General features: G+C 67.8%; 10 protein-coding genes and 1 pseudogene. 8 read left to right on the top strand and 3 right to left on the bottom strand.

What is annotated here, in order from left to right; translation table 11 throughout:
• The 7 genes from Q0053_RS03760 to Q0053_RS03730 all read left to right on the top strand — a co-directional run bounded on the left by Q0053_RS03760 (position 1) and on the right by Q0053_RS03730 (position 9,799).
• A complete protein-coding gene (locus tag Q0053_RS03760) occupies positions 1–1,092 on the top strand; it encodes a Glu/Leu/Phe/Val dehydrogenase (RefSeq protein WP_298096331.1) in 1,092 nt (363 codons plus the stop codon).
• A 75-nt stretch (positions 1,093–1,167) separates the two neighbouring features.
• Positions 1,168–3,222 (top strand): cell cycle histidine kinase CckA, encoded by a 2,055-nt coding sequence (gene cckA / locus Q0053_RS03755; RefSeq protein WP_298096218.1) that lies wholly within the window; start codon positions 1,168–1,170, stop codon positions 3,220–3,222.
• Between the two features lie 73 nt (positions 3,223–3,295).
• Entirely contained in the window at positions 3,296–5,122 is a 1,827-nt protein-coding gene (locus Q0053_RS03750; RefSeq protein WP_298096329.1) for a DUF885 family protein, read from the top strand.
• Between the two features lie 74 nt (positions 5,123–5,196).
• Positions 5,197–6,996, top strand: a complete 1,800-nt coding sequence (locus Q0053_RS03745; protein ID WP_298096215.1) for a DUF885 family protein — start codon at positions 5,197–5,199, stop codon at positions 6,994–6,996.
• A gap of 106 nt (positions 6,997–7,102) precedes the next feature.
• On the top strand, positions 7,103–8,317 hold the full coding sequence (locus Q0053_RS03740) for an NADP-dependent isocitrate dehydrogenase (protein WP_298096212.1): 1,215 nt from the start codon (positions 7,103–7,105) through the stop codon (positions 8,315–8,317).
• Between the two features lie 149 nt (positions 8,318–8,466).
• Entirely contained in the window at positions 8,467–9,162 is a 696-nt protein-coding gene (locus Q0053_RS03735; RefSeq protein ID WP_298096209.1) for a DUF2939 domain-containing protein, read from the top strand.
• A gap of 76 nt (positions 9,163–9,238) precedes the next feature.
• Positions 9,239–9,799: a DUF2939 domain-containing protein gene (locus tag Q0053_RS03730; RefSeq protein ID WP_298096205.1), complete on the top strand. Its 561-nt coding sequence runs from the start codon at positions 9,239–9,241 to the stop codon at positions 9,797–9,799.
• Here the strand turns inward: Q0053_RS03730 and Q0053_RS03725 are convergent.
• The 3 genes and pseudogenes from Q0053_RS03725 to alaS all read right to left on the bottom strand — a co-directional run.
• Positions 9,796–10,113, bottom strand: a pseudogene (locus Q0053_RS03725) (DHHA1 domain-containing protein); the annotation flags it as partial. The gene Q0053_RS03730 and the pseudogene Q0053_RS03725 sit on opposite strands and share 4 nt — an antisense overlap.
• A 56-nt stretch (positions 10,114–10,169) precedes the next feature.
• Positions 10,170–10,802 (bottom strand): hypothetical protein, encoded by a 633-nt coding sequence (locus Q0053_RS03720; RefSeq protein ID WP_298096202.1) that lies wholly within the window; start codon positions 10,800–10,802, stop codon positions 10,170–10,172.
• A gap of 349 nt (positions 10,803–11,151) precedes the next feature.
• Positions 11,152–13,818, bottom strand: coding sequence for an alanine--tRNA ligase (gene alaS / locus Q0053_RS03715; RefSeq protein ID WP_298096324.1), 2,667 nt, complete (start codon positions 13,816–13,818; stop codon positions 11,152–11,154).
• A 161-nt stretch (positions 13,819–13,979) separates the two neighbouring features.
• Between alaS and Q0053_RS03710 the strand changes: the two genes are divergently transcribed.
• Positions 13,980–14,327 carry a DUF393 domain-containing protein gene (locus Q0053_RS03710; protein ID WP_298096199.1) on the top strand — a complete coding sequence of 116 codons (348 nt, stop codon included), beginning with the start codon at positions 13,980–13,982 and terminating at the stop codon, positions 14,325–14,327.
• Positions 14,328–14,599 lie beyond the last annotated feature (272 nt).

Here is a 14,599-nt window from a genome sequence, read left to right as displayed (position 1 = left end):
ATGACGCTGTTCGATTCCCCGTCGTTCGCGAACCACGAAGGCGTGCACGCCTTCTTTGACGAAAAGACCGGCCTGCGCGCCATCGTCGCGGTTCATTCCACGGCGCGCGGCCCGGCCTGTGGCGGTACCCGGATGTGGAACTATGCGTCCAGCGCCGAGGCGCTCGAGGATGTGCTGCGTCTGTCCAAGGGCATGAGCTACAAGAATGCGGTCGCCGATCTGGAGATGGGCGGCGGCAAGTCGGTCATCATCGGCGATTCCCGGACCCAGAAGACGCCCGAGCTGTTCCGCGCCTTCGGCCGGGCGGTCGATGCCCTGGGCGGCCTCTACTATGCGGCGGAAGACGTCGGCGTGTCGGTGTCCGACATCGCCGAGGCCCGCAAGGTCACCCCGTTTGTGCTGGGCCTGAACGACGGTCCGGAGGCTTCGGGCGACCCCAGCCCGGTCACCGCCGAGGGCGTCTATCGCTCATCCCTGGCCGTCGCCCGCCGGCTCTGGAAACAGGATGACCTGACCGGCCTGACCGTTTCGCTGCAGGGCATCGGCCATGTCGGCGGCTATCTGGCTGACAAGCTGCACGCCGCCGGTGCGAAACTGGTCATGACCGACGTCAATACCGCCCTGCTGGCCGAGGTCGCGGCCCGCACCGGTGCGGAGATCGTGACCCCCGACGCCATCTATGACGTCAAGGCCGACATCTATGCCCCCTGCGCCCTCGGTGCGACGCTGAACCCCCAGACGCTGGACCGGCTGACGGTCAAGGCCGTGGTCGGCGCCGCCAACAACCAGCTGGCCACCCCGGATATCGGCCGGATGCTGTTCGAGCGCGGCGTGCTCTATGCGCCCGACTATGTCGTCAACGGCGGCGGTATCATCAATGTCGCCTCCGAGCTGCGCGCCCGCCAGACCGGCACCGCCTATGACCCGGCCTGGGTAGAGGCCAAGCTGTCGCGCCTGATGGAAACCTTCGAGGAGGTGCTGGACCGTTCGGCCGCCGAGCAGCGCCCGACGCACCAGATCGCCGACGCCATCGCCGAGGCCCGTATCAACGCCGCCCGCGACGCCAAGGCCGAGCAGCGCCAGGCGGCCTGACGGCCGGATTCGCGCGCGGGGCGCATACGGAACACTATGGCGCATGCTTCCCGTTCTGATTCGGGCTGAGGCGCCATGACCGCAACTGCCGTGACCTCCTCCAGGGGCCGTTCCTTCGATCCGCTGCTGATCGTGATGGCGGTCGGATTCGTAATGGCCGTCGGGGCCCTGGCCTATCCGGCGTTCCGAGCCGATCCGACGAGTGCGCCCGGTCTGGTGCTGATCTTCACCGTCGGGGCCGTGGCCCTGATCGGCCTGTTCGCCTTCGCCCGTGGCGAGTCGCGCAAGCCCCTCGGCGACGCGACGGTCGAGCTGCTGGACGCCATGGGCGAGCCGGCGGCGCTGGTCTGGTCGACAGGGCAGGTGCTGGCGTTCAACGGGGCCTGGGCCGAGGCCAACGGCGCCACGGTCGCCCTGCCGAAGGGCAAGTCCGCCTCGGCCCTCTATATGGCGTTCGCCCAGGCCCGCGCGGGCGAACAGGGCCGCGCCATTGTGGTCATCGGCGATCGCGAACAGGAGGTCCTGATCGGACTGGCCGGGGAGGGGCGGTTCCTCGTCCGCGCCGCGCCCGAGGCCGTGCTGCCGGTCGGCACGGCCGTCTCGCCCCGTCATGCCGCGACCTCCAATGCGGTCGAGAGCCGGGCCATGGCCGCCGGTGCGCCCTTCGGCTCCGCCGTGATCGCCGCCGATGACCTGTTCTCCGGCAAGGTGGAGGAGGCCAACGCCGCCCTCGCCGTCCTCACCGGTCCCGCCGCCGCCCGCGACGCCGCCTTCGGCCATCTGTTTGATCCGGCCGGTGTCGCCGAGGCGCGGCTGAAGCTGGACAGCGGCTCATCGGGCCCGATCGAACTGGTCGCCCGCGCCCATCCCGACCGGATGCTGCATCTTTATGTCGCCCCCGAGGGGGATCGCCGTCGTGTCTGGCTGTTCGATGTCTCGGCCCAGAAGTCGATGGAGCTGCAGCTGTCGCAGGCCCAGAAGATGCAGGCCGTGGGCCAGCTGGCCGGCGGTGTGGCGCACGATTTCAACAACCTTCTGACCGCCATACAGCTGCAGCTGTCGGGCCTGCTGGAGCGCCATCCGGTCGGTGATCCCTCCTATGAGGGGCTCAACGAAATCCGCCAGACGGCCATCCGTGCCGCCGATCTGGTGCGCAAACTGTTGGCCTTCTCGCGCAAGTCGACCGTGCGGCGCGAGCGGCTGGACCTCGGTGAACTGGTCGGCGAGTTCGCGGTCCTGCTGCGCCGCCTGCTGCGCGAGGATGTGCGGCTGGAAACCGACTATGGCCGCGACCTGCCGGTGGTGCTGGCCGACAAGAGCCAGCTCGAGACGGCGGTGATGAACCTGGCCGTCAATGCCCGGGACGCCATGCGCGGCGTGGTGGAGCCGGGCGCGGGCGTGGTCACCATCCGCACCGCCCGTCTGACCGCCGACGAGGCCCGTCTGTTGGGCTGGAGCGCGGCCCCCACCTCCGCCGTCGCCCTGATCGAGGTGGCCGACAGCGGGCCGGGCGTCCCGCCCGAACTGCTCGACAAGATCTTCGAGCCCTTCTTCACCACCAAGGCGGTAAACGAGGGCACGGGCATGGGCCTGGCCACGGTCTACGGCATCGTCGAACAGGCGGGCGGCCATATCAATGTGTCGAACGCCGCGGCGGGCGGGGCCGTCTTCCGCATCTTCCTGCCCGAGGCGGCCGAGGCCGAACTGGCGGCGGTTCCGGTGGTCGAGAAGGTCGCGAAGGCGCCGAGGGACCTGTCCGGCGCGGGCCGTATCCTGTTCGTGGAGGACGAGGCCGCCGTGCGCGGCATCGCGGCCCGCCTGCTGCGTCAGCGCGGCTATGAGGTGATCGAGGCCGAGGATGGCGAACAGGCCCTCGAACTGGCCGAACAGCACGCGGGCACCATCGACATGATGATCTCCGACGTCATCATGCCCGGTCTGGACGGTCCGGCCCTGCTGAAGAAGGCGCGGCAATACCTCGGCGACGCCCCGGTCCTGTTCATCTCGGGCTATGCCGAAAGCGACTTTTCCGACCTGCTCCAGGACGAGGCCGGTGTGTCCTTCCTGCCCAAGCCGCTGGACATCAAGACCCTCGCCGAGCGCGTGAAGCAGGAACTCCACGCCGGCTGAAGCATCCGTAACTTGCCATTCGTGGCCGGGCGGCGTCCTCTGTCGTTTCGTGCCAAGGGAGCTTGCCGCCATGATGATCGATCGCCGCCGTCTTATGTTCACCGCTGCCGCCGGCGCGGGTCTCGCCGCCTGTGGCCAGGCCCTGGCGCAGACGCCCGGCGGCTCGGCCTCCGCCGCCCTGACGGCCCTGATGAACGGGATCGTCCAGACCTTCCTGCTGCAGTCGCCCGAGACCCTGACCGGACTGGGCATGGACAAGGGCCCGATGGCGGCCATGAAGTCCCGCCTCGATGACCGGTCCCAGGCCAAGATCGACGCCGACCGGGCGGTGTTCCGGGCGCAGATGGACCAGCTCAAGGCCATCGACCGCAATGCCCTGCCCGAGACCGAGGGCGTCTATCACGATACCCTGACCTTCTTCGGCGACACCCAGATCATGGGCGAGCGCTTCCCCTATGGCGGCGGCGGCTTCGGCCCCGCGCCCTATACGATCTCGCAGCTGACCGGGTCGTACCAGGGCCTGCCCGACTTCCTCGATACCCAGCATTCGATCGAGACCGCCGAGGATGCCGAGGCCTATCTGGCGCGTGTCGCCGCCTTCCCGACGGCCCTGGATCAGGAGACCGCCCGGATGCAGGCCGATTTTGCGGCCGGTGCCGTGCCGCCGGACTTCGTCATCGACAAGACCCTGCTCCAGCTGGCCAACCTCTATGAAACGCCTGCCGACCGGATGGTCCTGACGACCTCCATCGTGCGGCGGACGGGCGAGAAGAACATCGCCGGCGACTGGGCGGCCCGGGCACAGCGGATCGTCGAGGGCGAGGTCTATCCGGCCCTGCGCCGCCAGGCCGAGGCCATGCGCGCCCGCCGTGCCGAAGCGACCCACGACGCCGGCGTCTGGCGGCTGCCGGACGGCGAGGCCTATTACGACTGGGGCATCCGCAGCTATACCACCTCGACCCTGTCCGGTGCCGAGATCCATGAACTCGGCCTGCAACAGGTGGCGGAACTCTCGGCCCGGGCCGATGTCCTGCTCAAGGCCCAGGGCCTCACCCAGGGCACGGTCGGCGAGCGTATCGCCGCCCTCGGTCGGGACCCGAGCCAGCTCTATCCGAACACCGATGCAGGCAAGGAACAGCTGCTGGCCGACCTCAATGCCCAGATGGCCGACATGGCCAAACGCCTGCCCGAGTATTTCGGCCGGATCCCCGCCTCCACGGTCGAGATCCGCCGGGTGCCGGTCTTCATCGAGGCGGGCGCGCCCGGCGGCTATTACAATTCGCCGGCGCTGGATGGTTCGCGACCCGGTGCCTATTACATCAACCTGCGCGACACCTCGGAATGGCCGCGCATGCAACTGCCGACCCTGACCTATCACGAGGCCTCGCCGGGCCATCACCACCAGATCGCCCTGCAGCAGGAACAGGCCGACCGCCCGCTGCTGATGAAGGTGCTGGGCTTCTCGGCCTATTCCGAGGGCTGGGCCCTGTATTCGGAACAACTGGCCGACGAGATGGGGGTCTATGCCGACAATCCGGTCGGCCAGATCGGCTATCTGCAGTCCCTGCTGTTCCGCGCCACCCGGCTGGTCGCCGACTCGGGGCTCCATCACAAGCGCTGGAGCCGCGAACAGACCATCCGCTACATGGTCGATACCCTGGGCGACTCCGAGACTGCGGTCACGACCGAGGTCGAACGCTACTGCGTCTGGCCGGGCCAGGCCTCCAGCTACAAGGTCGGCCACAACAAATGGGTCGAGCTGCGCGCCCGCGCCCAGGCCGCCCTGGGCAGCCGGTTCGACATCAAGGCCTTCCACGACGCCGGCATGAATGCGGGCGGCGTGCCCCTGACCGTGCTCGACAAGATCATGACCGACTGGATCGCGGCCCAGCGGGGCTGAATGCCTGATGCGGTTTTCCGGGGTTCGCCAGCGGCGGCCCCGGAGCGTTCTTCCTGCCTCGAATGGATATCCCGATGATCGACCGCCGCCGCCTGATGCTGTCCTCCGCCGGCCTCGGCCTGATGGCGGCCATGCCTGCCATGGCCCAGACCGCGGCCCCCACGATGTCGCCGGCCGACGCCCGGCTGGACGCCATGCTCACCCGCTGGTTCGAGGAAAATGTCGACCTGTCGCCGGAATATGCGACCAACCTCGGGCTCGACCGGGGTGCACGCGCCCATCTGGCCGGCAAGCTGCGCCCGCTCGGCCTGGCGGACGCGGAGGCGGACCGCGCCCGCGCCCGCGCCCGCTGGGCCGAGATCCGGACGGTGTCGGACGAGGGCCTGTCGGATCAGGCGAAGGTGTCCCTGGCCGTCTATCGGTTCACGGCGGAAGGCGCGGCCCGGGCCGCCGACATCCCCTATGGCGGCGGTATCGGTCCCTATGTCGTAACCCAGCGGTCGGGGGCCTATTTCTCGGTCCCGGACTTCATGGCCAACCAGCACCGGGTCGAGACAGAGGCCGATGCGGCGGCCTTCATCGCGCGTCTGTCCGCCTTCGCGACCGTGCTGGATCAGGAAAGCGAGCGGATCGCGGCCGACGCCGCCATCGGCGTCAGGCTGCCGTCCTTCCTGATGGACAAGACCCTGACCCAGCTGCGGACGCTCCGCGATACGCCGGCCAATGACATGGCCATGCTGCAGGCGCTGATCCGCAAGACCGGCGAGCGCAACATCGGCGGCGACTGGGGTGCCCGGGCGGCCGGCGTGATCGACACCGAGATCAAGCCGGCCCTGACCCGCCAGATCGCGGTCTTCGAGGCCCAGCGCCCGAATGCGACCGAGGATGCGGGGGCCTGGAAACTGCCGCAGGGCGATACCGTCTATGCTCTGGCCCTGCGCGCCTTCACCACCACCGACTACAGCGCCCAGGACATCCACGACATCGGCCTGCAGCAGGTCGCTGAAATCCAGGCCGAGATCGACACCATCCTCAAGGGCATGGGGATGGCCGAGGGTTCGGTCGGCGCGCGGATCAAGGCGCTCAGCGAGGACCCGCAGCATCTCTGGCCCAATACGGACGAGGCCAAGGTCGAGCTGATCGGCTCACTGAACCAGCAGATGGCCGCGCTGGAGCCGTTGCTGCCGCGGGTGTTCAACACCCTGCCGGGTGCGAAGGTCGAGATCCGCCGGGTGCCGCCCTCGATCGAGCTGGGCGCGCCGGGCGGCTACTATCAGGCCGCCTCGCTGGATGGGTCGCGGCCGGGTGCCTATTACATCAACCTGTCGAACACGGCGAACTGGCCCAAATGGGGCCTGCCGACCCTGACCTATCACGAGGCCTCGCCGGGCCACCATTTCCAGATCACCGTCGCACGCGAGGCGGGCAGCCTGCCGCTGTATCGCCGGGTGGCCGGCAACTCCGCCTTCAACGAGGGCTGGGCCCTGTATGCCGAGCGGGTCGCCGCGGACGATCTGGATGTCTATGCCGGCAATCCGCTGGGTCGGGTCGGCTATCTGCAGTCCTATCTGTTCCGCGCGGTCCGGCTGGTGGTCGACACCGGCCTGCACCACAAGCGCTGGAGCCGCGACCAGGCCATCCGCTACATGATCGAGGAATGCGGCGAGCCGCCCGAGTCGGCCGAGAAGGAGATCGACCGCTACTGCGTCTCGATCGGCCAGGCCTGTTCCTACAAACTGGGTCAGACCGTGATCGCCCGGCTGCGGGCCGAGGCCGAGGCGCGACCGGGCTTCGACCTGAAGGCCTTCCACGACCGGGTGCTGCTGAACGGCTCCGTGCCGCTGGCGGTGCTGGAAGGGCTGATGCGGACCTGAGGGCCCGGACAGGCGGCCTTTACGGGGCTGCGCCCCTTTGCGCCCGCCCGCATGCCCCGCTATACCGCCGCCACACATTCATTCCCAATCAGAGGCGCGAAACCGCATGACCAGGATCAAGGTCGCCAATCCCATCGTGGACATCGACGGCGATGAGATGACCCGCATCATCTGGCAGATGATCAAGGACAAGCTGGTCTTCCCCTTCCTTGATGTCGAGCTCGACTATTACGACCTTGGCATGGAGCACCGCGACGCCACCGACGACCAGGTGACGATCGACGCAGCCCACGCCATCCAGAAGCACGGCGTCGGCGTCAAATGCGCCACCATCACCCCCGACGAGGCCCGGGTGAAGGAGTTCGGCCTGAAGAAGATGTGGAAGTCGCCGAACGGCACCATCCGCAACATCCTGGGCGGCGTGGTCTTCCGTGAGCCGATCATCTGCTCGAACGTGCCGCGCCTGGTGCCCGGCTGGACCCAGCCGATCGTGGTCGGCCGTCACGCCTTCGGCGACCAGTACAAGGCCACCGACTTCCTCGTCCCCGGCCCCGGCAAGCTGATGATGACCTTCACCGGCGACGACGGCCAAGTCATCGAGCATGAGGTGTTCCAGTTCCCGTCGGCCGGCGTGGCCATGGGCATGTACAACCTCGACGACTCGATCACCGAGTTCGCCCGCGCCAGCTTCGCCTTCGGTCTGGGCCGCAATTTCCCGGTCTATCTGTCGACCAAGAACACCATCCTGAAAGCCTATGACGGCCGCTTCAAGGACATCTTCCAGGACGTGTTCGACCGGGAATTCGCCGAAGATTTCAAGGCCGCAGGCCTGACCTATGAGCACCGGCTGATCGACGACATGGTGGCCGCGGCGATCAAATGGTCGGGCGGCTTCGTCTGGGCGTGCAAGAACTACGACGGCGACGTCCAGTCCGACGTCGTGGCCCAGGGCTTCGGCTCGCTGGGTCTGATGACCTCGGTCCTGATGACCCCGGACGGCAAGATCCTCGAGTCGGAAGCGGCCCACGGCACGGTCACCCGCCACTACCGCCAGCACCAGAAGGGCGAGGCGACCTCGACCAACTCCATCGCCTCGATCTACGCCTGGACGCGCGGCTTCTCGCACCGCGCCAAGCTGGACGACAACGCCGAACTGGCCACCTTCGCCGAGACCCTCGAGCGGGTCGTCGTCGAGACCGTCGAGGCCGGCTACATGACCAAGGACCTGGCGCTGCTGGTCGGCGACACCCAGGGCTGGCTGAGCACCGAGGGCTTCCTCGACAAGGTGGCAGAGAACCTCACCGTCGCGATGAAGAAATAGGCCCCGGCCGCGTCGGGTCGGGAGGTCCCGAAGGGCCGACGACCGCGGCCAAACAAGCAGAGGCCCGTCGGACTCGCGTCCGGCGGGCCTTTCGTTTGAGCCCGGCACCGGTTCGTGCATTGATGGGGCCTGTTGAGGGGGAGACGGTCTTGAACACGCCATCCGACGACCATCACCAGCCGGTCTGGGCCCGGAGCCCGAAGCGTCGTGGCGACGGCGGGGGCCTGCTCGGCAGGCTGGTCGGTTTCGTCGTCCTGGCCTCGGTCTTGATCTTCTTCGCCGCGCCCGCCGTGGCCTTCTTCGCCATCCGTTCGGCGGCCGAGACCAGCGACGTCGCCGGTCTGGCGCGACTGATCGACTACCCCGCCGTGCGCCAGTCCCTGAGGCCCCAGCTTGACGGTAACCCGGCGGCGTCCGCGCCCGCGCCGACGTTCCTGGAAGACCCCATCGGCGCGGTAAGACGTCAGATCGAGCAGGCGACCGCGCCCCGCACGCCGGATGTCGACTCCTATCTGACCCCTGCCGCCCTTGCGGCCCTGACCCGGGGCGAGGGACGCTCCGCCTCGCAGTATGTCGACGGCGGCCTGCCGTCACCGGACAATACGAATACCGGCGGTCCGATGCCGAAGCCGGTCTACTGGAGCATCAACCGGGCCCGGTTGAGCGTCGCCGACGAGGGCGGGGCCGAAACCGTGTTCACTTTCGAGCGCAAGGGGCCGTTCGAGTGGATGCTGGTCCACATCGGCCTGCCTGACGGTGTCGCGCCAGTGCCGGAGCCAGTGCCGGCACCGGTGACAGCGCCGCCGGCGCCGATGGTCGGCAAGAGCGGAGCGCGGGGCGGCTGACGGCGGCCCCCTTGGCGGCCCTCCGCGACTCGGGCAACCGTAGCGGCAAGGAGGCGTTACAACGCCAGAGGGTTGAATGAAGAAGTCACTGATCGTCAGCGTTTCTGTCGGGGCCCTGGCCCTCTTCGGTATCGCCTGGGCCGCCGCCCCGGTGCTGACGGCGCAGGCCCTGGTCCGCGCGGCCAAGGCCGGGGATGAGCGCAAGATCGAGGCGCTGGTCGATTTCCCGGCCCTGCGCGAAAGTGTGAAGGCCGAGCTCACTGCCGAGCTCGCGGCGCGGATGAGCCGCGATCCCCGCCTTGCCGACAGCGGGCTCGGCGGTCTCGGCATGATGCTGGCACCGTTGGTCCTGTCCGGCGCGGTAGATGCGGTGGTCACGCCGCGGGTGGTCGCTCACATGGTCACCACGGCCCAGGCTCCCCATGCGGCCCGCGGTCCGGAGCCCGAACCGGCCGGGGACAAGGCCGCCGGCGACGACATCCATCAGGCCTGGGGCTTTCGCAGCCTGAATGAATTCGCCGTCACCCTGACGGATCGCGACCAACCCGATGACCACCTCGCCCTGATCCTTGAGCGGCGTGGCCTGTTCGACTGGAAGCTTGCGGCCGTGGACCTGCAGACCGGGGCGGGAGCCTAGCCCGCCAGCGCCGTCCGGATCGCCGCCAGACCGTCTTCCGCCTTCGACCCGTCGGGCGCGCCGCCCTGGGCGAAGTCCGGCTTGCCGCCGGCCCCCTGTCCACCCATGGCGATGACGGCGGCGCGGGCGAGGTCGGCGGCGTTGACGCGTTCGATGATGTCACTCGTCGCGGCCACGGTGACCGCCGCCTTGCCGTCGGTGCCGCCGATCAGGGCGACGACGCCGGAGCCGCCCTGTTTCCTGAAGTCCTCGGCCACGCCGCGCAGGCCCTTGCCGTCGACGCCGTCGAGGATGCGGGCGATGACCGCTCAACCGGCTTGGGCTGACAATGCCCCGCGCGGCTCTCTATAGCTCACTAGCTCGGTACTGCCTATCCCATGGCAAGAATGAAGCCGGAAACGACAATGGAAAATAAGACAACGTAGAGAAGATAATAGCCAAATGTGGACCACAGGGAGCGATCGTAGAGAAGTTTCCATGCCTGAATGTAAAGAAAAACTACTCCGTATAACACCCTTTCGGCCCCGTCAGTGATGTTAGCGTAAGTAGCCAAGATACCATAAAACAACGTCAGCCATGGATAGAATATCGCCGTCAATGCAATGTTTACGATCATGAACTGGCCAAACGAAACGCCCTTCTTGCCGATGTTCAGCAGAAGGTGAAGAGGCCAGCCCGTCAGCGCGAGAAGGGTGACAAGCGCCGCGAGTACAATAGCCTCCGAAAGGCCCGGAAACGTCGGGTTTAAGGGGTTCGATTCCGAAGGAAAGAAGTACTCTACAATTGTTGCCAAAAAGATTGCCGACGCTGCAAAGGCAATGGCCCGGGAAAACGTGAATCTTCGCTCTTTAACTTCAGCAACCAACATCACCGGATTCATGGCGGTTGGCATAAAGCGGAAATAGTCAACAACGGGCCCGAACAGACCGGCCGATAAACCCGAAACCACGGTGTCCTTGCCGATTGCAGCACCGCATTGACCGCAGAATTTTCCAACTGCCATCTGTCCGCAGGCGGAACAAGCTACCGACATTCCCCATCCCCTGTCTACTTTAGGCCAAGATCACGCTACATTGCTTTCTTGACCTGCGCTAGGCTATGCTCTCACTCCGATTGGCGCTCGTCTGCATCCCGCAGTTGCAACGCGAACGTGTCCAGCCGTGGAAAACGGTCTTGTGCCATGAGGCATGCGAGCCCTTTGCGAGCAGGCGGATGGGTTCTGGAAGCGGGCGAGGTCGGTGGGGCGTGAAGAACCCTTCCGTCTCTCGGCTACGCTCCGAGCCTTGAGGATCGGCTCGTATACGAGCCGACCGCAAGCCCCATCGCGCCGCGAGGGGGAGGAGACGTGGCGGTTACCCCGCCAGTGTCGCCCGGATCGCGGTCAAACCATCCTCGGCTTTCGAGCCGTCCGGCGCGCCGCCCTGGGCGAAGTCCGGCTTGCCGCCGGCCCCCTGTCCACCCATGGCGATGACGGCGGCGCGGGCGAGATCGGCCGCATTGACCTTGCCGGCCATGTCACTGGTCACGGCGACGGTGATGGCGGCCTTGCCTTCGGTCACGCCGATGAGGGCCACGACGCCCGAACCGACCTGGGTGCGGAACTCCTCGGCCACGCCGCGCAGCCCCTTGCCGTCGACGCCGTCGAGGACGCGGGCGATCAGTTTGACGCCGTTGATCTCTTCCGGCGCGGCATTGGCGGCAGCGCCGCCGCCGCCGAGGGCCAGTTGCTTCTTCAGCTCGGCGACCTGTTTCTCCAGCGCGCGGCGGTCGGCGGTCAGGGCCTCGACACGGGCTGGAACGTCGGCGGTCTGGACCTTGAACGACTGGGCCAGCGATTTCGCCACCCCGGCCTGGGCCAGCAGGAACTGACGGGCGGCTTCGCCGGTCAGGGCCTCGATCCGGCGCACGCCGGCGGCGATGCCGGTCTCGGAGACGATCTTGAACAGGGCGATGTCGCCGGTGCGGGCGACATGGGTGCCGCCGCACAGTTCGACCGAATAGGGCTTGTCGGCCCGGACCAGGTCGCGGCCGAGGGTCAGCACCCGGACCTCGTCGCCGTATTTCTCGCCGAACAGGGCGACGGCACCGGCGGCGATGGCTTCCTGCGGGCCCATCATCTTCGTATCGGCGGGCAGGTTCTGGCGGATGACGGCATTCACCTCATCCTCCATCCGCGCCAGTTCGTCCTCGGTCACCGGGGCGTTGTGGCTGAAGTCGAAACGCAGGCGTTCGGCGTCGACCATCTGGCCCTTCTGCGCCACATGGCCGCCCAGCACATTGGCCAGGGCCTTGTGCAGCAGGTGGGCGGCCGAGTGGTTGGCGCGGGTGGTCAGGCGGGCGGCCGCGCTGGACCGCAGCTGCGCCCGGGCACCGATGGCCAGCACGCCCGCGGTCACTTCGATCCGGTGGGCGAACAGGTCACCGGCATGTTTCTGGACATCGAGGACCGTGGCCGAGCCCTGCTGGCCCGAGGCATCGGTCCATTCGATCTCGCCGCGGTCGCCGGCCTGGCCGCCGCCTTCGCCATAGAAGGGGGTCTGGTCGAACAGGACCTCGGCGGTCTGGCCGGTGGACAGTTCGTCCACGGACGAACCGTCCCGAACGATGGCCAGAAGCTCGCCCGAGCCCTCGACGGCGTCATAGCCGGTGAAGACGGTGGGGCCGAGGCGGTCACGCAGGGCCAGCCATTCGCCGGTCGAGGCCGTCTGGCCCGAGCCGGTCCAGTGCTCGCGGCTGCGGGCCTTCTGTTCGTTCATGGCGGCGTCAAAGGCGTCGGTGTCGACGGTGAAGCCGCGGCGGCGGGCCTCGTCCTGGGTCAGGTCGAGCGGGAAGCCGTAGGTGTCATAGAGGGTAAAGGCGGTCTGGCCCGACAGCACCCCGCCCTCGCTGAGGTCGCGTGACGCGTCCTCCAGCAGGCCCATGCCGCGGCCGAGCGTGGTGCGGAAGCGGATCTCTTCCTGCTTCAGCGTATCCTCGACGAAGGCCTGGGCACGCTTCAGCTCGGGGAAGGCCTCGCCCATCTCGTTGACGAGGGTCGGCACCAGCCGGTGCATCAGGGGGTCGGCGGCGCCCAGCAGGTGGGCGTGGCGCATGGCGCGGCGCATGATCCGGCGCAGGACATAGCCGCGGCCCTCGTTCGAGGGGGTGACGCCGTCGGCGATCAGGAAGGACGAGCTGCGCAGGTGGTCGGCGATGACCCTGTGACTGGCGGCCATGTCGCCGTTCGGATCGGTCGAGGTGGCCTCGGCCGAGGCCGTGATCAGGGTCTGGAACAGGTCGGTGTCGAAGACCGAATTCTTGCCCTGCAGGACCGAGGCGATCCGCTCCAGGCCCATGCCGGTGTCGACCGACGGCTTCGGCAGGGAGCGGACGATCTCGTCATTCTCCTTCTCGAACTGCATGAAGACGTTGTTCCAGATCTCCACGAACCGGTCGCCGTCCTCATCGGGCGAGCCGGGCGGGCCGCCGGGGACGTGGTCGCCGTAGTCCCAGAAGATTTCCGTGCACGGACCGCAGGGGCCGTTGTCGCCCATGGCCCAGAAATTGTCCGAGCCGGCGATGCGGATGATCTTGTCGTCGCCGAAGCCGGTGACCTTCTTCCAGATCGCCGCAGCCTCGTCGTCGTCGATATAGACCGTGACCAGCAGCCGCTTCGGGTCGAGGCCGAAATCCCGGGTGACCAGGGTCCAGGCGCGATCGATCGCATGTTCCTTGAAATAGTCGCCGAAGGAGAAATTCCCCAGCATTTCGAAGAAGGTCAGGTGACGGGCGGTGTAGCCGACATTGTCCAGATCATTGTGCTTGCCGCCCGCGCGGACGCATTTCTGCGAGCTGGTGGCGCGTGGGTAGGGCGGGGTCGAGGCGCCGGTGAAATAATCCTTGAACGGCACCATGCCCGCATTGACGAACAGCAGGGTCGGATCGTTCTGCGGCACCAGCGGCGCGGAGTGGACCTTCTCGTGCCCGTCGGCGGCGAAATAGTCGAGGAAGGTCGAGCGGATCTGTTTGAGGCTGGACATGGCGGTGTGCGTTCGGTCGGGGGAGATACGGGGAAGGGGCGTCATATAGGGGTTTCAGCCCCAATGCATCACCCGCCCGTGATCGTACCCGTGATCGCTGCGGTCGGCGGCCGGGAGGGCACCGATGGCGTGTGGGCACTCCAGGGGTGTAGGATGGGGCCATGTCGAAGCTTGAGGTCTGGTTTGACGGCGATTGCCCGCTGTGTCGGCGCGAAATCGCCGTGATGCGCCGGCTGGACCGGCGGGGGGCGATTGTCTTTACCGATGTGGCCGTCGGTAGCGGGCACTGCCCCATCGACCGGGCTGAGCTACTGGCCCGGTTCCATGCGCGGGAGGACGGGGTCATGCTGTCGGGCGCCGCCGCCTTTGCCGCCATGTGGCGCGCCATTCCCCTGTTGCGGCCCCTCGGGCTGGCGGCCCGCAACCGGACGGTGCTCGGAGCACTGGAGCGGCTCTACCTCGCCTTCCTGCGGGTCCGCCCGGCCCTGACGCGGGCGCTTCGCCGGTAAGGCGGGGCCCGCAAAAAAAGGGCCGCCCGGTCCGGGTGGAGACCAGGCGGCCCGCTCCGTCCGGCCCGGCCCTGCGGGGGTCGGAGGCGGGTCGCGGGACCCGGCCGGAGAAGGTTCATGCCTCCACCGCAGGGGCGGAGGTGTGTCGACGGAGCCGATCCGCCGACGGGACTACGCACAGCGTGGTGGAGGGGTTTGATCGTGGCTCCGGCGCGAGGGCGTCGTCGGCCGCATGCGACCGTCTCCAACCCTCCGCCGTCGTTCCGACGGTC

The sequence above is a fragment of the Brevundimonas sp. genome, from assembly GCF_027487935.1.
GTDB lineage: Bacteria > Pseudomonadota > Alphaproteobacteria > Caulobacterales > Caulobacteraceae > Brevundimonas.
The sequence above is the reverse complement of the archived record's forward strand: the minus strand, read 5'-3'. Positions and strand labels throughout refer to the sequence as shown.